General features: G+C 45.1%; 19 protein-coding genes. 4 read left to right on the top strand and 15 right to left on the bottom strand.

Annotated features, from left to right (window positions below; translation table 11 throughout):
• Positions 1 to 81: 81 nt before the first annotated feature.
• Complete coding sequence (locus tag DW922_RS04145) at positions 82 to 1152, bottom strand: P1 family peptidase (protein ID WP_118725892.1); 1071 nt, start codon at positions 1150 to 1152, stop codon at positions 82 to 84.
• Between the two features lie 44 nt (positions 1153 to 1196).
• Complete coding sequence (locus DW922_RS18280) at positions 1197 to 1319, bottom strand: hypothetical protein (protein ID WP_279221316.1); 123 nt, start codon at positions 1317 to 1319, stop codon at positions 1197 to 1199.
• A 396-nt stretch (positions 1320 to 1715) separates the two neighbouring features.
• Between DW922_RS18280 and DW922_RS04140 the strand changes: the two genes are divergently transcribed.
• Complete coding sequence (locus DW922_RS04140) at positions 1716 to 2642, top strand: LysR family transcriptional regulator (protein ID WP_118719663.1); 927 nt, start codon at positions 1716 to 1718, stop codon at positions 2640 to 2642.
• 246 nt (positions 2643 to 2888) lie between these two features.
• Positions 2889 to 4100, top strand: a complete 1212-nt coding sequence (locus DW922_RS04135; protein WP_118719661.1) for an NADP-dependent isocitrate dehydrogenase — start codon at positions 2889 to 2891, stop codon at positions 4098 to 4100.
• A gap of 73 nt (positions 4101 to 4173) precedes the next feature.
• Here the strand turns inward: DW922_RS04135 and DW922_RS04130 are convergent, their stop codons facing one another.
• From DW922_RS04130 to DW922_RS04090, 9 genes are all read right to left on the bottom strand, one after another.
• Positions 4174 to 5118 carry a LysR family transcriptional regulator gene (locus tag DW922_RS04130; RefSeq protein WP_118725891.1) on the bottom strand — a complete coding sequence of 315 codons (945 nt, stop codon included), beginning with the start codon at positions 5116 to 5118 and terminating at the stop codon, positions 4174 to 4176.
• Between the two features lie 82 nt (positions 5119 to 5200).
• Complete coding sequence (locus DW922_RS04125; protein ID WP_118725890.1) at positions 5201 to 7474, bottom strand: hydratase; 2274 nt, start codon at positions 7472 to 7474, stop codon at positions 5201 to 5203.
• 95 nt (positions 7475 to 7569) lie between these two features.
• Complete coding sequence (locus DW922_RS04120) at positions 7570 to 8709, bottom strand: PrpF domain-containing protein (RefSeq protein WP_118719653.1); 1140 nt, start codon at positions 8707 to 8709, stop codon at positions 7570 to 7572.
• A 1-nt stretch (position 8710) separates the two neighbouring features.
• Positions 8711 to 10675, bottom strand: a complete 1965-nt coding sequence (locus DW922_RS04115; RefSeq protein WP_118725889.1) for an aconitate hydratase — start codon at positions 10673 to 10675, stop codon at positions 8711 to 8713.
• Between the two features lie 28 nt (positions 10676 to 10703).
• The gene (locus DW922_RS04110) at positions 10704 to 11348 is read right to left on the bottom strand and encodes an RraA family protein (RefSeq protein WP_118725888.1); all 645 of its coding nucleotides are present in this window, start codon (positions 11346 to 11348) and stop codon (positions 10704 to 10706) included.
• 176 nt (positions 11349 to 11524) lie between these two features.
• A complete protein-coding gene (locus DW922_RS04105; RefSeq protein ID WP_118725887.1) occupies positions 11525 to 12370 on the bottom strand; it encodes a DUF6282 family protein in 846 nt (281 codons plus the stop codon).
• 123 nt (positions 12371 to 12493) lie between these two features.
• Positions 12494 to 14365, bottom strand: a complete 1872-nt coding sequence (locus tag DW922_RS04100; RefSeq protein ID WP_118719647.1) for a TRAP transporter fused permease subunit — start codon at positions 14363 to 14365, stop codon at positions 12494 to 12496.
• A gap of 71 nt (positions 14366 to 14436) precedes the next feature.
• Positions 14437 to 15513 carry a TAXI family TRAP transporter solute-binding subunit gene (locus tag DW922_RS04095; RefSeq protein ID WP_182436848.1) on the bottom strand — a complete coding sequence of 359 codons (1077 nt, stop codon included), beginning with the start codon at positions 15511 to 15513 and terminating at the stop codon, positions 14437 to 14439.
• Between the two features lie 201 nt (positions 15514 to 15714).
• Positions 15715 to 17070 (bottom strand): MmgE/PrpD family protein, encoded by a 1356-nt coding sequence (locus DW922_RS04090; RefSeq protein ID WP_118725886.1) that lies wholly within the window; start codon positions 17068 to 17070, stop codon positions 15715 to 15717.
• A gap of 202 nt (positions 17071 to 17272) precedes the next feature.
• On the opposite strand from DW922_RS04090, the gene DW922_RS04085 reads away from it, so the two are divergent.
• Positions 17273 to 18334: a beta-propeller fold lactonase family protein gene (locus DW922_RS04085; RefSeq protein WP_118725885.1), complete on the top strand. Its 1062-nt coding sequence runs from the start codon at positions 17273 to 17275 to the stop codon at positions 18332 to 18334.
• Between the two features lie 84 nt (positions 18335 to 18418).
• On the opposite strand, the gene DW922_RS04080 is transcribed toward DW922_RS04085, so the two are convergent.
• Positions 18419 to 19297: a DUF6282 family protein gene (locus DW922_RS04080; protein ID WP_118725884.1), complete on the bottom strand. Its 879-nt coding sequence runs from the start codon at positions 19295 to 19297 to the stop codon at positions 18419 to 18421.
• Positions 19294 to 20574 (bottom strand): nickel-dependent lactate racemase, encoded by a 1281-nt coding sequence (gene larA / locus DW922_RS04075; RefSeq protein WP_118725883.1) that lies wholly within the window; start codon positions 20572 to 20574, stop codon positions 19294 to 19296. Before larA ends, DW922_RS04080 begins: the two co-directional genes overlap by 4 nt.
• Before the next feature lie 128 nt (positions 20575 to 20702).
• On the opposite strand from larA, the gene DW922_RS04070 reads away from it, so the two are divergent.
• A complete protein-coding gene (locus DW922_RS04070) occupies positions 20703 to 21599 on the top strand; it encodes a LysR family transcriptional regulator (protein ID WP_118725882.1) in 897 nt (298 codons plus the stop codon).
• On the opposite strand, the gene DW922_RS04065 is transcribed toward DW922_RS04070, so the two are convergent.
• Complete coding sequence (locus DW922_RS04065; RefSeq protein WP_118725881.1) at positions 21553 to 21804, bottom strand: hypothetical protein; 252 nt, start codon at positions 21802 to 21804, stop codon at positions 21553 to 21555. The genes DW922_RS04070 and DW922_RS04065 overlap by 47 nt on opposite strands.
• Before the next feature lie 114 nt (positions 21805 to 21918).
• A complete protein-coding gene (locus tag DW922_RS04060; RefSeq protein ID WP_118725880.1) occupies positions 21919 to 23043 on the bottom strand; it encodes a PrpF domain-containing protein in 1125 nt (374 codons plus the stop codon).
• Positions 23044 to 23179: the final 136 nt, after the last annotated feature.

Raw genomic sequence — 23179 nt, 5'->3', positions numbered from 1 at the left:
TACGCAAAGATGAAAGCAGAGGGTTACGGATATCTTCTGTATCTGTTCGAGGAATGAGTTCGCATAATATCAACCAATATATCACTGCTTCTTATTCCTGTCTTCAAGATATTGCGACAGACTGTAGTAAAGCTCACCTGCACATCCGCGGGTGTGCTCTGCTGCCGTCATGGAATTTAAAATGGCCTCCTGTTCTGCTTCTGCAGCGGCAAGAAACGCCCGGTTTATAATCTGTTCCGGAATAGCCTGAATTTGAAGCAGTTTCTCTTTTTCGTTGGATGGGATCCGGTTTGCTGTGGTAAAGCCGATCATGACCTCACCGCTTCCATGTCCGCTATAGCCGCCCGTGCGGGCAATACCTACGCCGGTTCTCCGAAGAATACGCTTCAGCTGACGGCTGGTCAGCGGAAGATCCGTAGCCAGAATACTCATGATAGAACCCTTGTCTTCTTCCGATGCTGCCATATCATCCTTTTCCTGCTTCCAGTCCAGAATCTTTGCACCGACAACCTCTCCATTTAACACAAAATCCTCTGTTGCTCCAAAATTTGACTGGACCAGCACTCCAATGGTATATTCTGTTTCTCCAATACGGATCACACGGGAAGCAGAGCCAATACCACCCTTCAGGCCATAGCAGAGCGTTCCTGCTCCGGCTCCCACATCTCCCTCTTCAAAATCATCGGAGGCAGACGCAAAGGCACGGCGGACCTCTGCTGTTCCCACTGCCCGCTTTTGAATCTGATTAATGCGGCAGTCATTGCACTCGCCCACTACCGGATTGATGCTCATGGGATCCAGACCATCCTGCTTACACTGTTCCACCACGATATCCACAATGGCATCCCATACCTTTCCTACATTTAAGGTATTCGTCAGGGCAATCGGGGTCTCCAGCGTTCCCAGTTCTTCTATCTGAACCAGTCCGGCACTTTTTCCAAATCCATTGTGAACATAAGCTGCTGCAATATATTTCTTTGCAAATGCATTGTCCCAGCCGGGAAGGATCACCGTCACTCCGGTATGATTTTCTTCTGTTTTTACCGTGCAGTGTCCGACCCTTACCCCCGGCACATCCGTAATCTTATTTCGTTTTCCGGTCTGTAGGCGTCCAGGCACAAGACCAAAGTCCCGGATTCGTTTTCTCTCCATGTCATTCTTCCTCTCTGCTTTTTATCAGGAAGTGCCACAGCAGATCATTTCCCGATTTCACTTAAATATTTATCGCGCAGCTTCTGGATCAGTTCCGGATTCTTCATACCGACAGTCCTTTTGTTTAACTCCATGGCACGCATGCTCGGATGGCTGGTACTGGTCACCAGGATCTCATCTGCGGTGTAGAGCTCTTCCAGGGTAAATGCACGCTCCTCTACCGGGATTCCCAGCTCACCGCAGTAGCCAGCTTTGCTGCACTTTCATTCTTCTACAGTACAGATCGCACTGTCATGAAATCCGTATATGTCTTTGCTGTAAGTATACAATGGAGATTTTTAAAAGTAAATAGTTGTGCCAAACGAACCTTGAAGCTTTACGGGCTTTAGCGGCTCAATGTCAGCGGCAGCGTGCGAACAGCGTAGATCGTGAGAAACATGACCAGAATTGAAATAGGGCTACCGCAATCCCACTGGCTTTTTGAGAAAAGCTATAGGTGATAGTGACTTTTTTATCATTTTGTATTATAATTTCCTATGGAAACATCGAAAGAAGGATAAACCATGACAAGCAAAGAATTATTATATGTAAAAACGGTAGCAGACGAAAAAAATATATCCCGGGCGGCCAAAAAGCTCTTCATTGCCCAGCCATCCTTAAGCCAGTCGATTCAGAGGATTGAGGATTCCGTTGGCGTACCCTTGTTCAACCGGACAGCCGGAGGACTCACACTGACCTTTGCCGGGGAACGCTATTACCACATGGCTGTCCAGGTATTAAAGATCTATCAGGATTTTGAAATGGAAGTCAGCGACATCAATAACCTGAAAACCGGCAAGATTCATCTGGGAACGACAAATCATTTGGGGACGCTGGCTTTGTCGAAAATTTTGCCTAGATTCTGTGACTTATGCTCTAATATTGAGTTGACCATATCCGAAGAAAATTCTTCCAGATTAGAGCAGATGCTCATGTCAGGTGAACTGGATTTTGCAATTATGCATACACCAGCAGACATTCGAACCCAGCCACAATTCAATTTTGACATTATGAGGCGTGATCCCTTCGTAATTGCGCTTTCTCCGACACACCCGCTGATTGAGAAAGCCGAGCCAAAGGAAGGTTACCCTTATCCAGTTCTGGATGTCCGTCTCCTAAAAAACGAATCATTTCTGATGCTCCACAAATCACAGCGTATTCGTCAGATTACCGATGAAGTACTTCAGTGTGCCGGAATCTTACGCCCCAAAATCCCACTGACACTGCGTAATTTCGAAACCGCTCAGCTCCTTGCAGCACAAGGTCTTGGTGTTACATTTGTACCATTGGAATATTCTCAGATTACATCAGAAGAATATCACCCTACGCTCTTATCCATTGATAATAAGTACCAAGCCTATTGGGATATGTGCATTACTTCTTTGAAAGACGGCTTCCTGTCAAAAGCAGACCAGCTCTTCATTCGCATTGCCAAAGAAGAACTGTCCTGAAGACGGCCTTGCCCGTCTTTTTACTTATTATTTTCCAATTTCGCTTAAATATTTGGTAATCTTTCCATTATAATATGCCAGATTTTTCATTTTCTCCATTGTTTTTTCTTATTTTCAATTTGACATTAAGTATACAATGCGGATTTCCAAAAGTAACTAGTTGTGGTAAACTAGAGGAGAATCATGCAGTAACATGCATCAAAAAAACATTACACGCAAGAATATAACAGGGAGGCATCATGTTCTATGGAAAAAATCAAAATGACCACACCGCTTGTCGAAATGGATGGCGATGAAATGGCCGCAATTCTTTGGAAAGAAACCAGAGAGAAGCTGGTTCTTCCTTTTGTAGATCTCATGGTCGATTACTACGATCTCAGTATCCGCAACCGTGACCGTACCGACGACCAGGTTACTGTGGACTCCGCCAACGCTGCCAACAAATACGGTGTTTCCGTGAAGTGTGCCACCATCACACCAAACCTGGAGCGTATGCAGGAATATCAGTTAAAGAAAATGTGGAAAAGCCCAAATGCAACCATTCGTTCCATTATGGATGGCACCGTATTTCGCGCCCCAATCCTGATTAAAGGCATTGAACCGTATATCAAGACCTGGACGAAGCCAATCACCCTGGCCCGTCATGCGTATGGCGATCTTTACCGCGCTTCTGAAATGAAAATCGACCAGCCCGGCAAATGTGAACTGGTCTTTACTGCTGAAGACGGAACTGAAACCAGAGAACTGATCCATAACTTTACCTCTCCGGGCATTGCACAGGGTATCCACAATCTTGACGCATCCATTCGCAGCTTTGCGCGCTGCTGCATGACTTACGCGCTGGATGTCAAACAGGATCTGATTTTTTCTGCAAAAGACACCATTTCCAAAGTTTATGACCGGAACTTCCGCGAAATCTTCAAAGACGTCTTTATGAGCGAATTTATGGAAGCCTTTGAGAAAGCCGGAATCACATATCAATACTGCCTAATCGATGACGCAATATCCCGTGCCGTTAAAAATCAAGGCGGCTATGTATGGGCGTGCCAGAACTACGATGGCGATGTCATGAGTGATATGCTTGCAACTGCCTATGGTTCTGCCGCAATGATGACTTCCGTTCTGGTATCCCCAAATGGCAAATACGAGTATGAAGCCGCTCACGGAACCGTACGCCGCCATTACTACCGCTATCTGGAAGGCGGAGTAGCCTCCACGAATCCGCTTGCAATCATTATGGCCTGGGCCAGTGCTCTGGAAAAACGCGGAGAACTGGACCAAAACAAAGAGCTGGAAAACTTTGGCCGCCAGTTAAAAGCAACTGCAATAGAGACCGTCGAAGACGGTATTATGACCGCAGACTTAAAAAATGTCACAACGATCAAAAATCCACGGATTGTAACCGGACTTGTGTTCATTGCAACCGTTCAGGAACGGCTTATGGCACTGTACAAATAACAAAATATCGAATTACAATCAAACAGGAGGCTAATCAAAGAAATAATTAGCCTCCTGTTCCATTCAGATCATCTTACAAATTGAATTTTTGTTTCATCAGATCGATCAGAAAACGCTCTGCCCGCCCGAGATACATATCCTCCTTATACACTGCGTTGACACTCCAAAATTCCGGTGTCACTGAAAAATCATAACAATTGAAACGCTCCATTCCGCCAAGTGCATCTATTGCCCGTTGCGGAACAATTGCCACGCCCAATCCCGCTGCAGCCAATTGAACAGCTGAAATACAGCTGGATAGTTCTATCATAATCTTGGGATCGATGCCATATTGCCGCAACACAAGATCTGTCTTTTTACGAATCGCATGGCCTTTTTTAAGCATAACAAATGGAAGATTTGCCATCTTGCTCAGATTCACGCACCTGTTTTTCCTCTTACCTTCTGTCATATTCAAGACACTCGACTCATCAAGAAACATATCTTCTGTAAGCATGCTTCCTTCCGCCACCAGCAGAAGCTGCTCCCGATAAATAGATTCTGCTTTCAATCCAACCGGAAGTTCTCCCTGGCTGCGTGGAATTACGTAAAAGCTGATATCATCCCGCAGAATTGCCTGAAGAAGTTCATCGGACTTTGCCTCCATCACCTGCAATTCAATCCCAGGATACTGCTTCTTAAATTCCGGGATCACTGCCGGAAGCATATAACCAGCCCGTTCGGTTGGCATACCAAAATTAATGCGGCCTTTTTCTCCAAGTCCTGCATCGATCAATTCCTTTCGCAGATTATCACTCATGAGCAGAATCTTTCTTGCTGTCTCCACATATTTCTCTCCGGCATATGTGATCGTAAGAGGCGAAGTTCCACGATCGAATAATTTCACGCCAACATCCTGCTCTACCTTAGAAACAATATGGCTCAGGGAGGGCTGTGATATATAAAGCTTGCGTGCCGCAGCCGTGATACTGCGGCAATCCGCAACCGTTGTGATATAGAGCATTTCGCGAAAATCCATACGATTCCTCCTGATGTACAAGGTTCTTCCCTGTCTTATCGGCTATATTATATCTATTTTTTGAGATTTTCGCAATGTTTGCTTAGCTTCGGTAATAATTAATCAGACAACCGGATAACAAAATTTTTCTCTCATTCTCTGTTAAAGTATCTAATGTACAGAAAATTTCTTTTTTTACATCGCCGGTTACTGCATCCAATAGCTGCACCTTCACCGGATTTTTGCATTCCGAAATGACCTGTTCAACCTCCCGGATAAGCAGATAGCTTCCAACCGGGATTTCCAGCTTTTCTTCTGTTCGCAGAGGAAGAAGTCCCCAGTTGATCAGATTGGAACGGTAGCGCTTGGTTGCATATTCATTTGCCAGATTCGCAAATCCGCCCAAAACCTTCTGACAGCTTGCTGCCTGTTCTCTGGAAGATCCATCTCCAATCTTGTCGCTGACCATCAGGCTTCCAAAGGTAATGTCCGAAGCCGGGCAGCCGAGTGTTTTTGTGAGTTTTTCCAGCAGAGCATCAAATTCCACATCTCCTGTCTGCACTGGGCGTGCCTGTCCGCTTGAAAACTGTTCTCTCCGCTTTGTTTCCAGTGACCGGATTGCCTTCGCACGCCCTACATACTCAGGATCACGGCTGATCATAGTATATTCCGAAATTTTTTCCGGATTTGACCGGAACGACGACGCCTCACCGGACGGAACCAGTTCATCGGTAGTAACCGAACCATGATAAGAGCCTGCTGTCTTTAACAGTAAATGCTTTGTCAATGGCTGCATCTTCGGCCAGTCTGCGATATTTGGTCCCATCGTCAGTTCTACGGTATCGTCACCCTTTTCGAAATTGTTAAATATCTGATTCTCATAAATTTTTGCATCGAAATGGTGCTTCAGAGTCCTGTATTCTACGTCCAGATCAGTTGCTGCCGTCAGTTTACCGCCGTTTCTTACCGTAGCTGCAATGGAGCGGGCGTCCATCAGGCAGGCACAGGCCATCTGCCCCTGTCCCGGTTTGGAGCCCTCGCGGTTCGGGTAGTTTCTCGTCATATGGCGGATGCTGACCTGATTGTTGGCCGGAACATCTGTCACGCCAAAACACGGACCGCAGATGCACGGACGCAGCGTTGCGCCGCTGACTGCCAGTTCTCCGGCGATTCCCTGTTTCATAAGATCTGCCATAACAGGAAGGCTGGCCGGGTTGATACCCAGATTTAAACCACTTCCCGGAATGCCATAACCCTTTAAAATATCCGCCATAGCCACAATATTTTCAAACAAACCACCGCTGCAGCCGCTGACCAGGGCCTGATCGACATAAAACTCGCCATTCCTCATATGAGACTGAATGGAGAACGGCTCACCGTGATTTCCTTTGATCTTGTTTCCGGCTTCTTCCACTTCACGGATCACCTCCGGCATCCGCTCTTTAAACTCGCGGATTGGCATGGCATTGCTTGGATGGAAGGGCAGCGCAATCATACATTCTACACTGGAAAGATCAATCTCGATCAGTCCATCATAGTACGCCCCTGTCTCCGGCTGCATTTTGCGGTAAGCGTCGCCGCGTCCATGACCTGTCAGAAATTCTTCCGTCTTTTCATCAGTACACCAGATACTGGAAAGTGCTGCGCTCTCGGTTGTCATGACATCAATTCCCATTCGGTATTCCATGCTCAGATTCAATACCCCGTCTCCGACAAACTCCAATACCTTATTTTTATTAAAGTTGTTCTGGAAGGTTGCCGCGATCAGTGCCAGGGCCACATCCTGCGGTCCCACACCAGGTCTTGGTGTTCCGGTCAGCTTCACAGCCAGAACCGGCGGATAAGCAATATCATAAGTACGGCCAAGCAGTTGTTTCGCTACTTCACCGCCGCCCTCTCCAATTCCCATTGTGCCAAGTGCACCATAGCGGGAATGGCTGTCCGAGCCAAGGATCATTCTGCCGCCGCCTGCCATCATCTCACGCATGTACTGATGAAGGACTGCGCGGTATGGTGGGACAAAAATACCGCCATATTTTTTCGCGTTTCCAAGGCCGAATACATGATCATCCTCATTGATCGTTCCGCCCACCGCACAGAGGGTGTGGTGACAGTTTGATAATACATACGGCACTGGGAACTTTTTAATCCCGCTTGCTCTTGCTGTCTGCAGAATGTTTACGTAGTTGTTGTCCGGCGATACCAATGCATCAAACTTCAATTGAAGCCGATCCATATTATCACTGTGATTATGTGATTTTAATACCTGGTAAGCCATCGTCTTCGTTTTTCCTTCGGCCTGCAATGCTGCATCTTCTGTTGCAGCAAAACTGCCATCAGCAGAAAGCACAACTCCTTGATTTATTAAAGTTACCATTTCCTCATCCTCCGATTTTTGGTTAAAAAACTGCCGCAAAATGCTATTTTGCACACTTTGCGGCATTTTCATTTATCTGGAAAAGCTAACAATTTCTATTTTCGGATATACAGAGTTCCATCCATAATACGACGTGCAGTTCTCTGAACACCTACACTCGGCAATTTCAGTTCTCCATTTTCCTCTTTCAGTTCCGGAACCATGGTCATAATTCCACTCGGATGACCAATGCGTACACTTTCTGCATTGCCAACGCTGCGGAGTAGCTTTTCTACCACAGAGCCCTTCATCGCTGCTGCTACACTGATTGCGCTTGCAGAAGTCAAAGGACACGCTTTATGGCACTTAAATACGGAAATTACTCTTGCACATACATCCATATCTTCTGCATGAACCTCTGCTCCGGAAATATCAGTGTAGGATTTCGGAACAGTCACAAATCCAACCTTCGGTACCGCCGGGCTGTTTTCTGTAGCATCTTTTAAATCCTTTGCAAATCCCATTTTGCAGCACGCAACACCACGGATCTTCTCTAACAGATCAGATACCTCTTTATTTCCATTCACTTCTTCCGGAAGTTCTGTTCCTGTCATACCGATATCTTCCGCCTTTACCAGAACCATTGGATTGGATACATCCAAAATCGTTGCCTCGATTTGACCAAACCCAGGAATATCTAATGTTTCCACACAAGTTCCGGTCGGAAGCAGCTTACCGGTTTTTGCACCTGCCGGATTTAAAAACTTCACGTTCAGCTCCGCAGCTGTTCCATCTACACCGGCAATCGCACAATTTCCCTCCTGTGCAAAGGTCTTTGTCTCTGGATCGATCGGAACCGTCACATCGATGTATTTGTCCGTATTGCGGTTTAACATATGAACCGTAGTAACTGGCTCTGTAATTGCCACCATTCCTTCTTCCACTGCAAACGGTCCTACAGCAGCAGTCATGTTGCCGCAGTTTGATTTATAATCCACCTGATTCTTGCCAACAATGACCTGACCAACCAGATACTCTACATCAATGCCTGGTTCTTCACTTTTCCAGACAATGACAATTTTATTATTGGAAGAAACCGTGCCGCCCATGCCATCAATCTGCTTTGGATCCGGATTTCCCATTGCCTGAAGGAAAATGCTGTCCCACTCGTCCCGGTTTTCAGGAAGATCTTCTTTATGAAACATACAACCCTTGCTGGTACCGCCACGCATAAATACTGTCTTAAACGTTCTCATATTATTTCTCCTCCATTTCTTTTAACTGCTTCTGCAGGTGACGCAGCTGACCTCCGGAAAGAATAACCTCCAGTTCATTGTCAGACAATTCCAGTTTTGCCTTAAAGGAATTTCCCTTTGTCAGATCCTTGATCGTCACTTCTCTTGTTTTCATCTGATCCAGCAGACCATCCACTTCCAGTTCATCCAGCTGGTCCAATTTGTCGTAATCTGCCGGGTCTGCAAATACCATCGGAATAATGCCATGATTAATCAGGTTGCCTTTATGGATGCGCGCAATACTCTTTGCAATTATCATCTTGACGCCCAGATACATCGGGTTGATGGCTGCATGCTCACGGGAAGAACCCTGTCCATAGTTTTCTCCGCCGATAATAATGCTCTTGCCCATTGCCTTTGCGCGGGCCGCAAATTCCGGATCATAGCGATGATAGCAATACTGGCTCATAAGCGGAATGTTCGAACGCATACTGGAAAACTCTGCACTGGCCGGGGTGATATCGTCGGTTGTAATATTATCTACAGTCTTTAAGCTGATCTGTGCTTTTAAATGCTGCTCTGGCGCATCCGGGATTGGAAGCGGCTGGATGTTCGGTCCACGCACGATTTCGACCTTCTTTGCTTCTTCCTCCGGAAGCGGCTCAATGATCATGGAATCATCTACCGGGAACTCCTCCGGTTCTTTTACTTCTGCCAGAATAGCCAGATCACTTCCCAGAATATCCTCCGCGCTTGCAAAGGTACCAGTGATTGCGGTTGCTGCTGCACTCTCCGGGCTTACCAGATAAATTTCCGCGGTCGGATTGCCTGCTCGCCCCTTAAAGTTTCGGTTCGAGGTGCGGACTGCAACTCCTTTGGTTGCCGGTGACTGTCCAATCGCACAACATGGTCCGCACGCCAGTTCCAGAAGTCTTACACCAGCGTCGAGAAGCATATCAATATAACCGTCACGCATCAGAAGCTTGTAAATCTGTTTTGAGGAGATCGCACAGGTACAGCTCACATCTTCATTCACATGTCTGCCCTTGAATACCAGTGCTGCTTTTGCAATATCTGAATAGCTGGAATTGGTACAGCTTCCGATAAATACCTGCTGCACCTTTTTCTTTTCCACATCCTTTAACGGAATAACATTGTCCGGCTGATGTGGGCATGCACAAAGCGGAACCAGATCACTTAAGTTCAGCTCTATTTCACCATCGTACTCAGCATCTTCATCCGGCAGAATTTCCGTAAACTCTTCTTCTCTTTTCTCAGCCTTCAAAAATTTTCTTACCTGCTCGTCCGCCGGGAAAATGGAAGTGGTTGCTCCCATCTCCGCGCCCATGTTGGTGATGCTGGCACGCTCAGACACGCTTAAGGTGGCTGCGCCCGGTCCCACATACTCAAAGACCTTTCCGAGACCGCCCTTGATGCCGACACGGCGCAGCATTTCCAGAATGACTTCCTTCGCATTGCAGCCAGGCTGTAAATGACCGGTCAGATTCACCTTGATAATCTGCGGCATCTTTAAACGCATGGGAACACCCGTCATTGCCGTTGCGATATCCATGCCGCCGACGCCGATACACAGCATACCGATGGAACCGCCGTGGGGAGTATGGCTGTCGCCGCCCATTAAGAGCTTGCCCGGAGCACCAAACCGAGCTACCTGAACTGCATGGCAGATACCATTACCCGGTCTGGATACATGGACACCATAGCGTTTTGCTACGGACTGCAAATATATATGATCATCCGGAGTTTTATTGTCCAGATACAACAAGTTATGATCCAGATAGCTGACGCTGCATTCTGTACGGATCCGGTCCAGTCCTACCTGTTCAAACGCAAGGTATGTCATAACTGCATTGATATCGTGAGTCAGAGTCTGATCTACTTTCAGAAGAATTTCCTCTCCCGGAACCATATCAGACGGTGCTGCCAGATGTGTAGATAAAATTTTTTTTGTAATGTTCATCCCCATGTGAATCCTCTCCTTTGCTTTTCCTTTTTTACTTTTTCAGCATTTTTGTAAAAACCTTACCTGTATGATTCATCTCAGCCAGTGTGTACTGCTGCATTTCAATTTTTTTCAGCGCGCGCTCTATAACAGCTTCTGCTTCTTCCTGAGAAATAACACAGACTCCATTGACATCTCCGATTACAATATCTCCCGGTTTTACACTGACACCTCCGCAACTGACTGGAACATTGATCGCTCCCAAACCGTTTTTTGCTGCAGTCCCGCAGGTAAGTCCTTTGGCATAAACCGGAAAGTCAGCCTCTTTGCAGCCCTCCAGATCCCGAAAAGCTCCATCGATCACGACACCCTCTGCCTTTAAAAGTCCTGCACAGATACTCCGGTGATCCCCCCAATAGGAACAGTCGCAATTGCCTTTTCCGGCAATTACCAGCACATCTCCTTCCTGAAGTTCCAAGATCGCATCGGAAACAATACTTCCCTCTCCGCTCGGTACATCGACAGTCACCGCCGGTCCGACAATTTTTTTACTGCCGATCCATGGTTTGATCCGGTAATCCATCGAATGATACAAACCTGCGCCATCGCAGATCTCAGGAGTTGTAAACGTCCGCAAACGCTCAATCAGCTCTCTGGATGGCCTGGTAAATTGTGTATATTTTGTCAATTCATTCATGTGCTATCCCCCTTCTGTATTTTCATTATAAGTCTTGATATTTCATAAGTAAAATACATGATTTTGCATAGATATCATATTCTTTTTTCTATAGAGAATAGAGGGGCCATAAAAAAATAGCAAACGGACATCTGCATTCTGGTCTATCCGTCAGATTACAAATGTCCGTGTTCCGTTTACTCGATTCCAAGCATTCTTCCCGGGTTTTTCTTTGTCATGACATCAATTTCTTCCTGACTGAATCCACTGTCATACAGATAATCAATATATCCTGCAATGGTATTGTACCATTCTGGATTCTGCATCTGTCCGCCATCTGTAGAAACAATAAAATGCTCACATCCGATTTCTTTCATATGAGCCACATTGTCCGGGAGATTTTTTTTATATACACCGCCACCAATTGGCTGAGCATATACCTTTTCCAAAAGAACATCGTAATCCTTCACGATACGTTTTTCTTCTTCCAGACTCATACCAACAATGTGGAACTCCGGATGCGTTACAATGATTTTTTTCACGCCTGCATTTCTTGCAGCTTCTACCACAGTAAAAATTTCAGATGGTGAGATATGACCTGTTCCTAAAGCAACGTCATAATCCTTCACTAGCTGAAACACATCCTTTAACGGTTCTACGATTTTTCCATCCTTTACAACAGAGACGAAATGCTCTTTGTTTTCTTTTCTGCAATGATTTTCTGCTGTCATGGTTGGTAAAAAGATTTCCTTCGCACCTAATTTGATGGAAGCTTCTACGGCCCACGGATTGATACCACCAACCGGCAGATTCATAACCAGACTGCCAAACATCTGAAAATCTGAATCCGGATATTTTTCCTGCCGAATCTTATTGACCAATGTTGCGCGGTCTGCTGTAGGTACCATGTGCGATTTAATCACAATTGCTCTCACGCCACGTTCCACTGCAGCTTCCATTAACTGCAGATCATCCAGCTTTCTCTGGCGGATATCCGGTGCAGAATGAATATGCATATCAATAATTCCCGTCAAACGTCCCATAACCTTAGCCTCCGTAATTATGAATTTTATTTTTTTATGTAGCAAAGGCAGGGTCCGCGGATCAGACCACAAACTCTGCCTTTGTTATTTCTTTGTTATTTCTTTTTTAATACAAAACTGTACTTATGCTGCAGCCGCTTTCTTTGTAAAGCCTCCAGCCATCACATAGCTTACTGCACAAATAATGATACCTACAACAGAAGCGATCATGCTTGGTGTGAACATGCATACACCACCCAGGAACATAATCAAACGGATAATCATGTTCATATCTTTCTTCAGATAACCCGCAATGGAAATACCCATAAAGAATACACCAATCACTGCAGTTACCGTGCAGATTACGATATCGCTTACGCCACCATTCAGCATCAGAGCTTCATCATAAGCAAAGGTGAACGGAACCAGGAATGCCGGAATTGCAAGCAGTACGGAAAGGAATCCTGTCTTAAGCCAGTTGGAATCCGCAATACCGGATGCAAGAAATACTGCTGCACAAACCGGAGGTGTAATTGCACCAATCGTGGAGAAGTAGAATACGAACAAGTGCGCCACCAAATCCGGAAGACCGAGTGTGATCAGGGCCGGTGCAAGGATGGATGCTGCGAGAACATATGCTGCTGTCGGCGGAAGACCCATACCAAGGATAAAGCATACTACCATGGAAAGTACCAGACATGGGAACAGATGTCCCTGACCGATGGATACGATCATGGAAGATAATTTTACGCCAAAACCAGTCTGAGAAATCAGCGCGATAGAAATCTGGGCTCCAGCTAACAGGCCTGCCATGCTTAAAATGCTTCCTGCGCCTTCTGTACATACATCCATGCACAGTTTTCCTGTCTTCTTAACAGCATCTGCATCTTTCTGAATAAAGTAGCAGATTGCGGCAGTTGCAACACCAATGATGGTTGCCCAGAAAGCTGCTTTGGTAACTGTATAGCCCATAGCCAGGAATCCAACGAAAACACCAAGCGGGATAAAGATAATTGCAAGCTCAATCTTGCCAAGTTTTGCCTCCACACCTCTACCCTTAATGCCAAGGCGTTTACTGATATAATGAATTGCAACAAAAGCGCCAAGATAATACAGGATTGCAGGCAGTAATGCTGCTTTTGCAATGCTCATATATGGAACGCCAATCAGCTGTGCCATAATGAATGCTGCAGAACCCATGATCGGAGGCATCAACTGACCGCCGCAGGAACCCACTGCACTGATTGCAGCGGACCACTCTTTGTCGTAACCCTCATCCTTCATCATCGGGATGGTAAAGGTACCAGTAGCAACAACGTTTGCCATTGCGGAACCAGAAATCATTCCAAACAGACCAGATGCGATCAGCGCAACCTTGCCAGGACCGCCGGTTGCCTTACCGGTCAGCTTCTGAGCAATGTGAATAAAAGTCTGGGAACCGCCAGTGATAGAAAGAACTGCGCCAAAAATACCGAACATAGCCAGCATACCAGCAGACAGACCAACCATCTGACCCCAGATACCGTTTGTGGTATGATACAGCATCCAGAATACCTGATTAAATGTAAAGTTTTTATGTGCCCAGGTACCAGGGAACAACTGTCCTCTCATTGCATAGAACAGGAAGAAAATAGCCATGATCGGGAATGTAAGACCTACTGCCCGGCGGCTTGCTTCCAGAATCAGAATAACCAGAATAACTGCAAAAACTTTATCTGCAGTGCTGATCCACTGAGACGGATCCCACAGAATCTTGTCATAAATCGTAATCAGATATCCGGTGCAGACCAGGCAGAGAATGCAACATATAATATCATAAATCGGCACATGATCCATTGCTACACCCTTTTTGATCGGCTTGCGGATATAAATCATTCCAAGTACGAAGAACAGGTGCACGCTTCGCTGAACGATATCCGGGAATACGCCAAAACCTGCCGTATAGATCTGAAAAAGCACCAGTGCGACAGACATGAACGTAATGAAGTGTTTCCAGAATCCATTAAGTTTTCTCATGTTATCTCTCCTTAAAGTGGTCGCAGCTCTTAAAAAGAGCTGCGATCATTTATTTTTGGTATCAAATTGCATTACTGAACCGGGACATATTCCTCTGGAATTAACTCTTCTGGTACATCTACGCCAATCTCGGTCAGATACTGAACGGTGCCTGCATGTAACGGAATGGAGGAAGACAGAGTCAGCTCTACAAGATCGTTCTCTGCGCCAACCGGATATGCTGCCTGCCATTTTTCTTTTGCATCTTCGAATACAGCCTTACATACATTGTAACCATCCTGCTGGGAAACTGCGGTAGTGGTCTGACATCCCTGCGGAGTACCAACGGTATGTACGTCATGATCAACACCATCATAGGTGCCTGCCGGGATATCAACTTCAATCAGGTATGGATATTTCTCACGAATCTTTGCGATCTCGTCCTCGGAGAGGTCAATGATATCGATCGGGATAGATGCATCAAGCTGCATAACGTAGGAATCTACCACCGGTCCAAGTTTTACAGTACCAACGATCTCGCGGTTTGCATAAGCATCTGCGGAGTCACTCTGGCTTGCTGTGAAGTAATCCGGTGCACAGTCAAACAGGTCACAGATGTTTTTGAAAATGCTCTCTGCAGAAGTACCGGTACCGCCCGGACAGAACTTCTTACCCTTTAAATCAGCCAGTTTTGTGATTCCGGAGTCTTTGCTCACGCACATCATCTCGCCGGTAACCTCATAGTAGAAAAGCATACGGGAATCTTTGCTCGGCTGTCCTTCAAAGCTTCCGATACCGTTGTAGCTCTCATAGTCAGTAGCAGATACGGAGTTTCCAAGATCTGCGTCACCATTTCTCACTGCCTTGGTAATTGCAACTGCACCCTGTCCTTCAGATACTGTGATCTTGTACTGTGGGAATACGCTCGGGATACCTTCGCCAATGGATACCCAGAACGGATATAATGCAGAGCTTGACGGGCATGCCATAACGGTCCAAAAAACATCTTCTGCTTTTTCACCGCTTGCCGCAGCTGCTTTGGTTTCTGCTGCACCCCCGTTGGCAGCCGGTGCCTGAGTTTCAGACGAGCTGGAGCTTCCTCCACCACATCCGGTCAGAGCTGCTGCTGCCATTGCTGTTGCCATCATAACTGATAATGCTTTTTTCATGTAACATTCCCTCCACATTGTATAATTTGTTTGTTTTTCTTAAAAATTTGTATTTGCAACTTGTGACTTTATTATACTTTTTATGATGAACTTTTTCAAATACATAATTTCTATGAATGGTATAGTCAAAATGATATAAAGAAAACATTAATTTCTTTATTATTCTATATATTAGTCAATCGCAGCATAAAATTTTCAAAATCATACAGAACGAAGTTCCGATACCATCTCAATATTGTGCAGATATTCCATAGTTTCCTCTGCTTTTGTTTCATCCATGACTCGAAGCAAAATACCCTTGATCTTAGCGGTGAGCTGTTGTGTCGTAAGGGGATTATCCGTACTGCCCGAAGCGTCTGGTATGGTTGCCTCATGCCTGCTGCCGTCCTTTAAGTACGCCACGACCCGACATCCCCAATGATCCGGGTAGCGACTGGTAAATGTATCATCCGTAATTACCTTTACATGGCTCAGAAGTTCCTGAACCTTGGGATCATCAATTTTATCCTGTGTAAATTCTTCCAGCGTTACTCTTCCATATAAAAGAGCAGTGGCTACTGTAAATGGTGTTGAGAACTTTGCCTCCACAGCCTTGGTTGGATGAATACTTCCGTCGCTCATACCGCACTGCTTGTTTCCGACCAGATAGGTATATACCTCAATATGATCAATCTGTTCAGGCCGTACTCCATCATGTTCCATCAGATAAAGAGAAGCATCGATGGTGCAATGTGTACTGCGGCAACAAGGATATGGTTTATTATCCATATATTTTACTTCCCAAATGGTTCCAAGGTTTGCAGATACCTTGCTAACATCGTATCCGTTTGACATAGCTGCAAGCATTCCGCCATCTTCTGTTGTTAACACATGTTCCGGTCCTGTCATCCCTGCCTTTGCAAGATACGCACATTTGGCTCCTGTGCATGCTGCCGTTGCCGGATTCAAAATCTTGCAGCTTGCGCCATCACCCAGAAATGCCCAGGTTCCACCAGCTTCCTGTGCTGCCATACCCATAGCATATACAATCTCATCCTCGCTCAGATTCAAGAGCTTTGCGCATGCTGCAGCAGCACCAATAACACCAGCCGTAGAAGTTGCATGCCATCCCAGATTTCTGTGAGCAGACACCCCTAATGCCATTCCGATTCTGGCTGTGACTTCATACCCACATAATTCTGCAAGCAGAAGTTCCTGCCCGTTCTTTTTTTCATACTCCGCCACACTCCATACCGCAGGCGTGACAACCGTTCCAATGTGTGTTTTAGATCTAGTATGCACATCGTCCATCTCCAGTGTATGCCCTTCCAGAGCATTTAAAAACACAGCCTGAAATAAGGATGTTTTTTCTTTCTGCCCCCAGATGCTCACCGTATGGTCATTGCAAAGTTTCGTGAATTCGCGAATGATATTCACATTCTGCTCATTCCTACATGCACCGACTCCAACACCAACTGAGTCAATCAGAACTTTTTTTGTTGTTTCTTTTACATCGTCCGGCACATTTTCCCATTTCAGATCATGCACAAACCTTGCAAGTTCTCTTAATTCTGTCATAGGTAATTCTCCCTTCGTCTGTTTTCATTATTATTGCAAAAAATTGCCATATTGTAAAATATTAAATTTTAATACTTTTCATTGGTTTTTCCTATATATTCTAGCCATTTTAAACAAAATCATAGTTTTTTCATTATTACTCTTATTGATTTTTAGAATTTTACTTTGTTTATTTTTTCAGATATAATCAAACTAACATTGAATGATTGAGGAGGTTTATTTCATGAAGTACGCATATGTTGGCTGCCGCACCACAAAAGAACGCAACGCCAGAGGAAATGGTCTGGTTGTGTATGAAATCTCACCAGAAGGACACTGGACTGAAAAACAGTGTCTCTATACCGAAGCAAATCCAAGCTATCAATGTCTGGATCTGGAAAAGAAATATCTTTACAGCGTCCATGGGGACCTAACACTTGCTTCTTCTTATGAAATTAAGGAAGACGGCACTTTAAAACACTTAAATACCATCGATATCGGTGGAAAAAATCCAGTTGATATTACTGTCGATGCAGAAAACAAGCATGTTATCATCGCGACCCTTCAGGGCGGAACCCTTTATACGGTAAAACGCAACTTGGATGGCTCACTTGGAGAAATTGTTTCCACCTTCACTTATGAAGGAAAAGAAGCCGGCAAGGTTTCTACCGTTCACCAGTGTCTTTGGGATCAAAAGAAAAATTACATTTTTGCCTGTGCGCAGGGTCGCGTAAATGGTTATGGCCAAATGCGTGCATTAAAATACAACCATGAAACGGGCGAACTTACGGAAACTGATCGTTTTATGGCAAGAACCTGGGACGAACCGCGACATGCTGCAATGCATCCAAACAATCGCTGGCTGTACATGTGTGAAGAAAAAGGCGACAAGGTTCTCTACTTCCAGTTTGATGAAAATGCCGGAAAAATGAAAGCACTTCAGGAATTATCCACGGTTCCTGAAACCATTACTTCCTACTCTGACGCCAGTGAGGTTATGATTGATCCAAGCGGAGAATTTGTTCTTGTCTCCAATCGCTACACAGACAGTATTGCTGTATATCACATTGATACACACACTGGTTATTTAAAAAACACCGGATTTTATCCTTGCCTTGGAAAAACACCGCGTTTCTTCTGTTTCGCTCCAAACGGAAAATGTTATATAGCAAACGAGGACAGCGATACCATCATCGAATTTAATTTTGATCCGGTGACTGCTCAGTTGATTCCGACCTTGAATATTATTCCGACCGGAAGCCCGGTTTGTATTACTTTTAAATAAAATATATTTGTATTCTTTGCAACGAAGCGGTCTGGCAGAATTACCAGACCGCTTCGTTATGTTTTGCACAAAACATGTTTAAAATCAATCTTCAAACTCGATCAGCTTATGATAATTTTCTTTCAGCATCCGATCCAGATCTGCCTCTTTCACACCTTTATAGGTCAGGCTCTGCGCAAACATTCTGCTCGTCTCCGGAGCCATGGTTTTTCTTGGATGCCCGGTATCACTTGATATGATCAACTGGTCTGCTCCGCAGCATTCGATTACCTCTTTATAAATGTCCAGAGAAATCGGTGCCGGAATCGGACTAAGCGCATTGCCGGAACAAAACTCCACAAATGCACCAAGATCCACTGCTTCTTTTACCTGTTCTACCGTGCATTTTGGTGGATTAAAAAACGGATGTGTCAAAACTACTTTCTTGCATCCAACCTCGCGTGCCGCACGAATCAACTTCATGGCCTCATCTGCACCTAAATGACTGGTTCCTATGATTGCATCATGCTGATTCACCAATTCCAGTATCTGATAAACCTCCGGAATCAGATTTCCCTGTTCATCCAGAATCGTAATTGGCTTTACCGGATAACTGGTCTTTACATCTGCACCCTGGTGACCATATCCTCCCATCAGTCCGGTTGCCTGATAATGTGCCAGTGAATGATAGGTTGGCATCCAAACCTCAACTGCACCCATTTTCAACGCCACATCGACTGCAGCAGGATTGATTCCACCCACATTCAGATTCAGAACAATTCCTCCGTAGACCCGGATTCCTGGCACCTGATTCTGTGTGTGCCACGCACGAGTCATCGTCGTATCTGCATGACATTTCAATACAATTGCTTTCATCCCTGCATCTCTGCATACCGTTGCGGTCTCCACATCATCAGCAATCCTTGTAAAAATATCCGGTGCGGTATGAATGTGAAGATCACATGCCCCTTTCATGGAAATCATAACTTTTCTCCTCCTTCTATCATATTTGGTATCATATTCACTGCCCGTGGCAGAACAATTACTTTTCTTGGCTTTTTTGTCTCTAATGCCATTTGAATCGCACTCTGCAAATTACCTGCATGCTCCATTTTTACCTGATGCGCCTCGCTTGCAGTCATTCCCTCACTCACCAGAATAATCCGTCCCTTCAGCATACATCTCGCATACATAAATGCTTTGTTACTTCCAATTCCAAACCCTTCCTTCCGATAACGATCAATCACATCCTGTGGAGAGTCAGCACTTCTCATCCAATCTACAAACATCTGTGGAATTCCATTCTTTGCTTCTGCAACAAGAATAAACGTCGTTTCGCCTGGTACACAGATCATCTCCGGAACTGACAACGCTTTTTGACTTTGCCACAGATCAATATCTCTTGGTGCCCCGCCCGGACTGGTAATGATCAGATCCGCACACCCATGCACATCGATCAAATTCTTTTTTCTACAAATCTCCACACCTGCTGCATGCGCTTTTTCCAAATTTCCAGCCACTGCGCCTACAATCTGCTTATGCGGATCCTGTATGACATTCAGCATGAATCCAGCATGCACCATGTTTGCTGCTTCTTTCGCCACTTCATGAAATGGATTGCCATCATAAAACCCAACAGAAGGTTCATAGGGCCGGACTTTCAGAGAATGATGGATTTTTAATGTTTCGAGGCTGACCACTCCTGGAACAATGCTCTTTCGTCCCCCAGAATAACCAGCAGACTGATGTGGCGAGATCAATCCTGTAGTAATGATAAAATCTGCCTCCGCTACAATACGGTCTAAATAGATGGGAACATCCAGCAATTTTGTTGTTCCTACGTAAATGTGATCTCCATCTTCACAGTCATGAACATGAACCTTAAGCTTTTCTTCCAATCCTCCCAACAATTTATGTAACTGTTTCGAATCCGGGCCTTTATGACTTCCGGTAGCAATCACAATCGTGATATTTCCATCTGCAATTTCTTTTCGTTTCAGTCGTGCCCGAATCCGTCCAACCATCTCTGCATTAGGTCCCGGCCGTGTCTGATCGTTTACAAGAATTACAATATTCTGTCCGCTCGCAACCATGTCTTCCAACTTTGGCGATCCAACTGGATGATCCAGCGCATCTTCAATGCACGCTACAACATCTGTCTCTATTTTTTTCTGCGGCGGATCTATAATCTCCACATTCAGATCATCCGGCAATTCTGCCTCCTGATAATGATTCCCATAAGGTATTTTGATCCAGCTCATTTCACACCTCCAAGTTACTTTGATCAGCCTTGTCTTTTTCTGCATTTTATTTTATACTGTCTTTAAATTCGATACAATCTATATTATCATATAGTTATTATAGATATTTTCGATATCGCGGAGGTATTATGGATTTTAAGGAATTAGATTATCTTATTACGCTTGCCGACGAAAAAAATATTTCCAGAGCAGCAGAAAGGCTTTTTATGGCTCAATCCAGTCTGAGTCATTTCATCCGTCAATTAGAATCCGAACTCGGGACAACCCTGTTTATCCGCACACCACGGGGAATTATTCCAACCGCATCCGGAGAACAATTCCTTGTGCATGCCCGCCATATGCTGCAGGAATTCCATATAGCTAAAAATGAACTATGCGAGCTAAATCATCTTGTCAAAGGAACTATCCAATTTGGAATCAGCACTTACCGCGGAGTTTATCTTTTACCAGACATTCTACGGCGTTTTCATACACAATATCCCGGCATTTCTGTATCTATCACAGAAAAAACAAGCCGTCAGCTGGAATATGAAATTCTAAACGGAAATCTTGATATGGCACTACTGTCTCTACCATTTACGGTGCTGAAAGAGGAAGATATCATACTCCGGCGTGCTGATGAAGTAAAACTGATTTGCTCTCCCGATCACCCGATATTAAAAATTGCAGAAAAAGATCCCAAATCCGGCATCGTCGGTATTCCGCTTTCTGCGATTGGAAATTATACATTTGTCTTCAGTCCACCCGATATGGCATTGGGTTACACAGCACGCAAATTATTTCGCGATTACAACATACATCCCATTGCTTATCCAACGGAGTTATCACCGCTGCTTGCCACTGCTGTTGTCCGAAGTGAGAACGCTCTCGCATTTTCATCCGCAGCACTCAGTCATCTGGCACCGGAACTTATTTATTTACCATTACTCCCTGGAAAACACAATATAGAGCTTGGCATTGTTTTTTCACAGAAAGGAGCTACTTCCAAAGCCTGCCAGATTTTTGGTAAGTATTTTGTAGAATAAAACGAATACCCGCAATCAGCTTCATTTTCTGATTACGGGTATCCGTCTTACTGTGACACAAAACAGAGTGATTGTGCTTTTCCAGCACCTGATAGGTCAGGGTTTGTTTCTTGCCTTCTTCAGCAGAAAGCTTTGCAGTCTCCTCTGCGGTTGCGATATGATCGTTATTTACAATATACTGTTTTCTTTCATGTAAGGTTACCATGCGAATATTCTCCTTTCATTTTCCAAACGAATGTGGACCGGTTTTCCGTTTTCCAAATGCATTTTTTACACATTACGCATACAGTAATGGATTTTGTCGGTGCTTCGGGCTGCATCAGTCTCTGACATAAACCCAGCCGTCCATAATCCGTCTTGCGGTACGGGTCACACCGCCCTTGATGACACGCTCGCCGTCCATCTTGACGTCAACTTCCGTCACGCCGCTGGAATGACCAATCTTAATGATATCCTGATCCGGTGCCGGTTTCGCGATCTCGTTGACAATGGTTCCCGGGATTCTTGCTGCTGCCCCGGTTCCGACTGCAACGGTCATCGGATAAGCTTTGTGCAGGGATCCTACGGAAATTGCCCGGCAGCAGATATCCATGGACTCTGTTTTTACTTCGTTTTTGTCCATGTCGGTGTAATCCTGCGGCTCGGAAATGATGGAAACCTTCGGTGCGGAGGTGGATTTCGTTCTTGCGTCCTCCCAGTTCTCTACAAAGCCACATTTCTGTGCAGCGATGCAGCGGATTCGCTCAATGTGCTCCATCACATCTTTATTCTGGTTTAATTCCACCAGCTCGGTTCCCTTGATTCCCAGATCTTTTGCCCGGATAAATACCATCGGGTTAGAGCAGTCCAGTACGGTCACTTCAATCTCGCCATATCCCGGAACATCGAAGATATCACGCTTGTTTCCGGTCGGGAACAGCTTTCCGGTCTTGGAACCAGCCGGGTCTTCAAAGTACATATCGATGCGGGATCCGGTTCCCGGAACCCCCTTGATGACCTCATCGCCGTGTACCATGGCATGTCCGTCTTCTACCCGCACATGCTCCTCGATGATCTTGTTGGTGTTGGTGTTTAATACTCTTACTACGGTAATCGGCTCAACTGGCTTAACCAGTCCTTCATCAATGGCAAACGGTCCGACTGCAGAAGAGATATTGCCGCAGTTTGCGCTTCCATCCACACGCGGGATCACGATATCAACCTGTTTGAAGGTGTAGTTGACATCCACATCCTCCCGGTCAGACGGAGAAATGATGGCAATCTTACTGGTTGAGGAAACCGTTCCTCCCATACCATCGATCTGCTTTACATCCGGTGTTCCCATGACTTTCAGAAAAATCTCATCCCAGAGACTTTTGTCCTCCGGAAGATCCTTCTCATGGAAGAATACTGCCTTGCTTGTGCCGCCGCGCATATACACGCAGGGATATTTTTTCATATACATAACCGACAACTCCTTTCAGATTTCCTACCTGTTTTTTGTTATCTTTACTATACGGCATTTATATCATAATGTAAAATGTCCTGTTTTTATTATTATCAATAACCAGTTGGAATGATCAAAAGGATAACCAGGCATA

The organism is Clostridium sp. AM42-4 (genome assembly GCF_003480105.1).
Taxonomy (GTDB): Bacteria; Bacillota; Clostridia; order Lachnospirales; family Lachnospiraceae; genus Brotaphodocola.
This window is presented reverse-complemented; position numbering and strand designations above follow the sequence as displayed.

What these genes read in the sequence shown, in the direction of transcription:
- DW922_RS04145 (WP_118725892.1), bottom strand. Translation starts at nt 1,152, where the DNA reads ATGGAGAGAAAACGAATCCGGGACTTTGGTCTTGTGCCTGGACGCCTA.
- DW922_RS04140 (WP_118719663.1), top strand. Translation starts at nt 1,716, where the DNA reads ATGACAAGCAAAGAATTATTATATGTAAAAACGGTAGCAGACGAAAAA.
- DW922_RS04135 (WP_118719661.1), top strand. Translation starts at nt 2,889, where the DNA reads ATGGAAAAAATCAAAATGACCACACCGCTTGTCGAAATGGATGGCGAT.
- DW922_RS04130 (WP_118725891.1), bottom strand. Translation starts at nt 5,118, where the DNA reads ATGGATTTTCGCGAAATGCTCTATATCACAACGGTTGCGGATTGCCGC.
- DW922_RS04125 (WP_118725890.1), bottom strand. Translation starts at nt 7,474, where the DNA reads ATGGTAACTTTAATAAATCAAGGAGTTGTGCTTTCTGCTGATGGCAGT.
- DW922_RS04120 (WP_118719653.1), bottom strand. Translation starts at nt 8,709, where the DNA reads ATGAGAACGTTTAAGACAGTATTTATGCGTGGCGGTACCAGCAAGGGT.
- DW922_RS04115 (WP_118725889.1), bottom strand. Translation starts at nt 10,675, where the DNA reads ATGGGGATGAACATTACAAAAAAAATTTTATCTACACATCTGGCAGCA.
- DW922_RS04110 (WP_118725888.1), bottom strand. Translation starts at nt 11,348, where the DNA reads ATGAATGAATTGACAAAATATACACAATTTACCAGGCCATCCAGAGAG.
- DW922_RS04105 (WP_118725887.1), bottom strand. Translation starts at nt 12,370, where the DNA reads ATGGGACGTTTGACGGGAATTATTGATATGCATATTCATTCTGCACCG.
- DW922_RS04100 (WP_118719647.1), bottom strand. Translation starts at nt 14,365, where the DNA reads ATGAGAAAACTTAATGGATTCTGGAAACACTTCATTACGTTCATGTCT.
- DW922_RS04095 (WP_182436848.1), bottom strand. Translation starts at nt 15,513, where the DNA reads ATGAAAAAAGCATTATCAGTTATGATGGCAACAGCAATGGCAGCAGCA.
- DW922_RS04090 (WP_118725886.1), bottom strand. Translation starts at nt 17,070, where the DNA reads ATGACAGAATTAAGAGAACTTGCAAGGTTTGTGCATGATCTGAAATGG.
- DW922_RS04085 (WP_118725885.1), top strand. Translation starts at nt 17,273, where the DNA reads ATGATTGAGGAGGTTTATTTCATGAAGTACGCATATGTTGGCTGCCGC.
- DW922_RS04080 (WP_118725884.1), bottom strand. Translation starts at nt 19,297, where the DNA reads ATGATTTCCATGAAAGGGGCATGTGATCTTCACATTCATACCGCACCG.
- larA (WP_118725883.1), bottom strand. Translation starts at nt 20,574, where the DNA reads ATGAGCTGGATCAAAATACCTTATGGGAATCATTATCAGGAGGCAGAA.
- DW922_RS04070 (WP_118725882.1), top strand. Translation starts at nt 20,703, where the DNA reads ATGGATTTTAAGGAATTAGATTATCTTATTACGCTTGCCGACGAAAAA.
- DW922_RS04065 (WP_118725881.1), bottom strand. Translation starts at nt 21,804, where the DNA reads ATGGTAACCTTACATGAAAGAAAACAGTATATTGTAAATAACGATCAT.
- DW922_RS04060 (WP_118725880.1), bottom strand. Translation starts at nt 23,043, where the DNA reads ATGTATATGAAAAAATATCCCTGCGTGTATATGCGCGGCGGCACAAGC.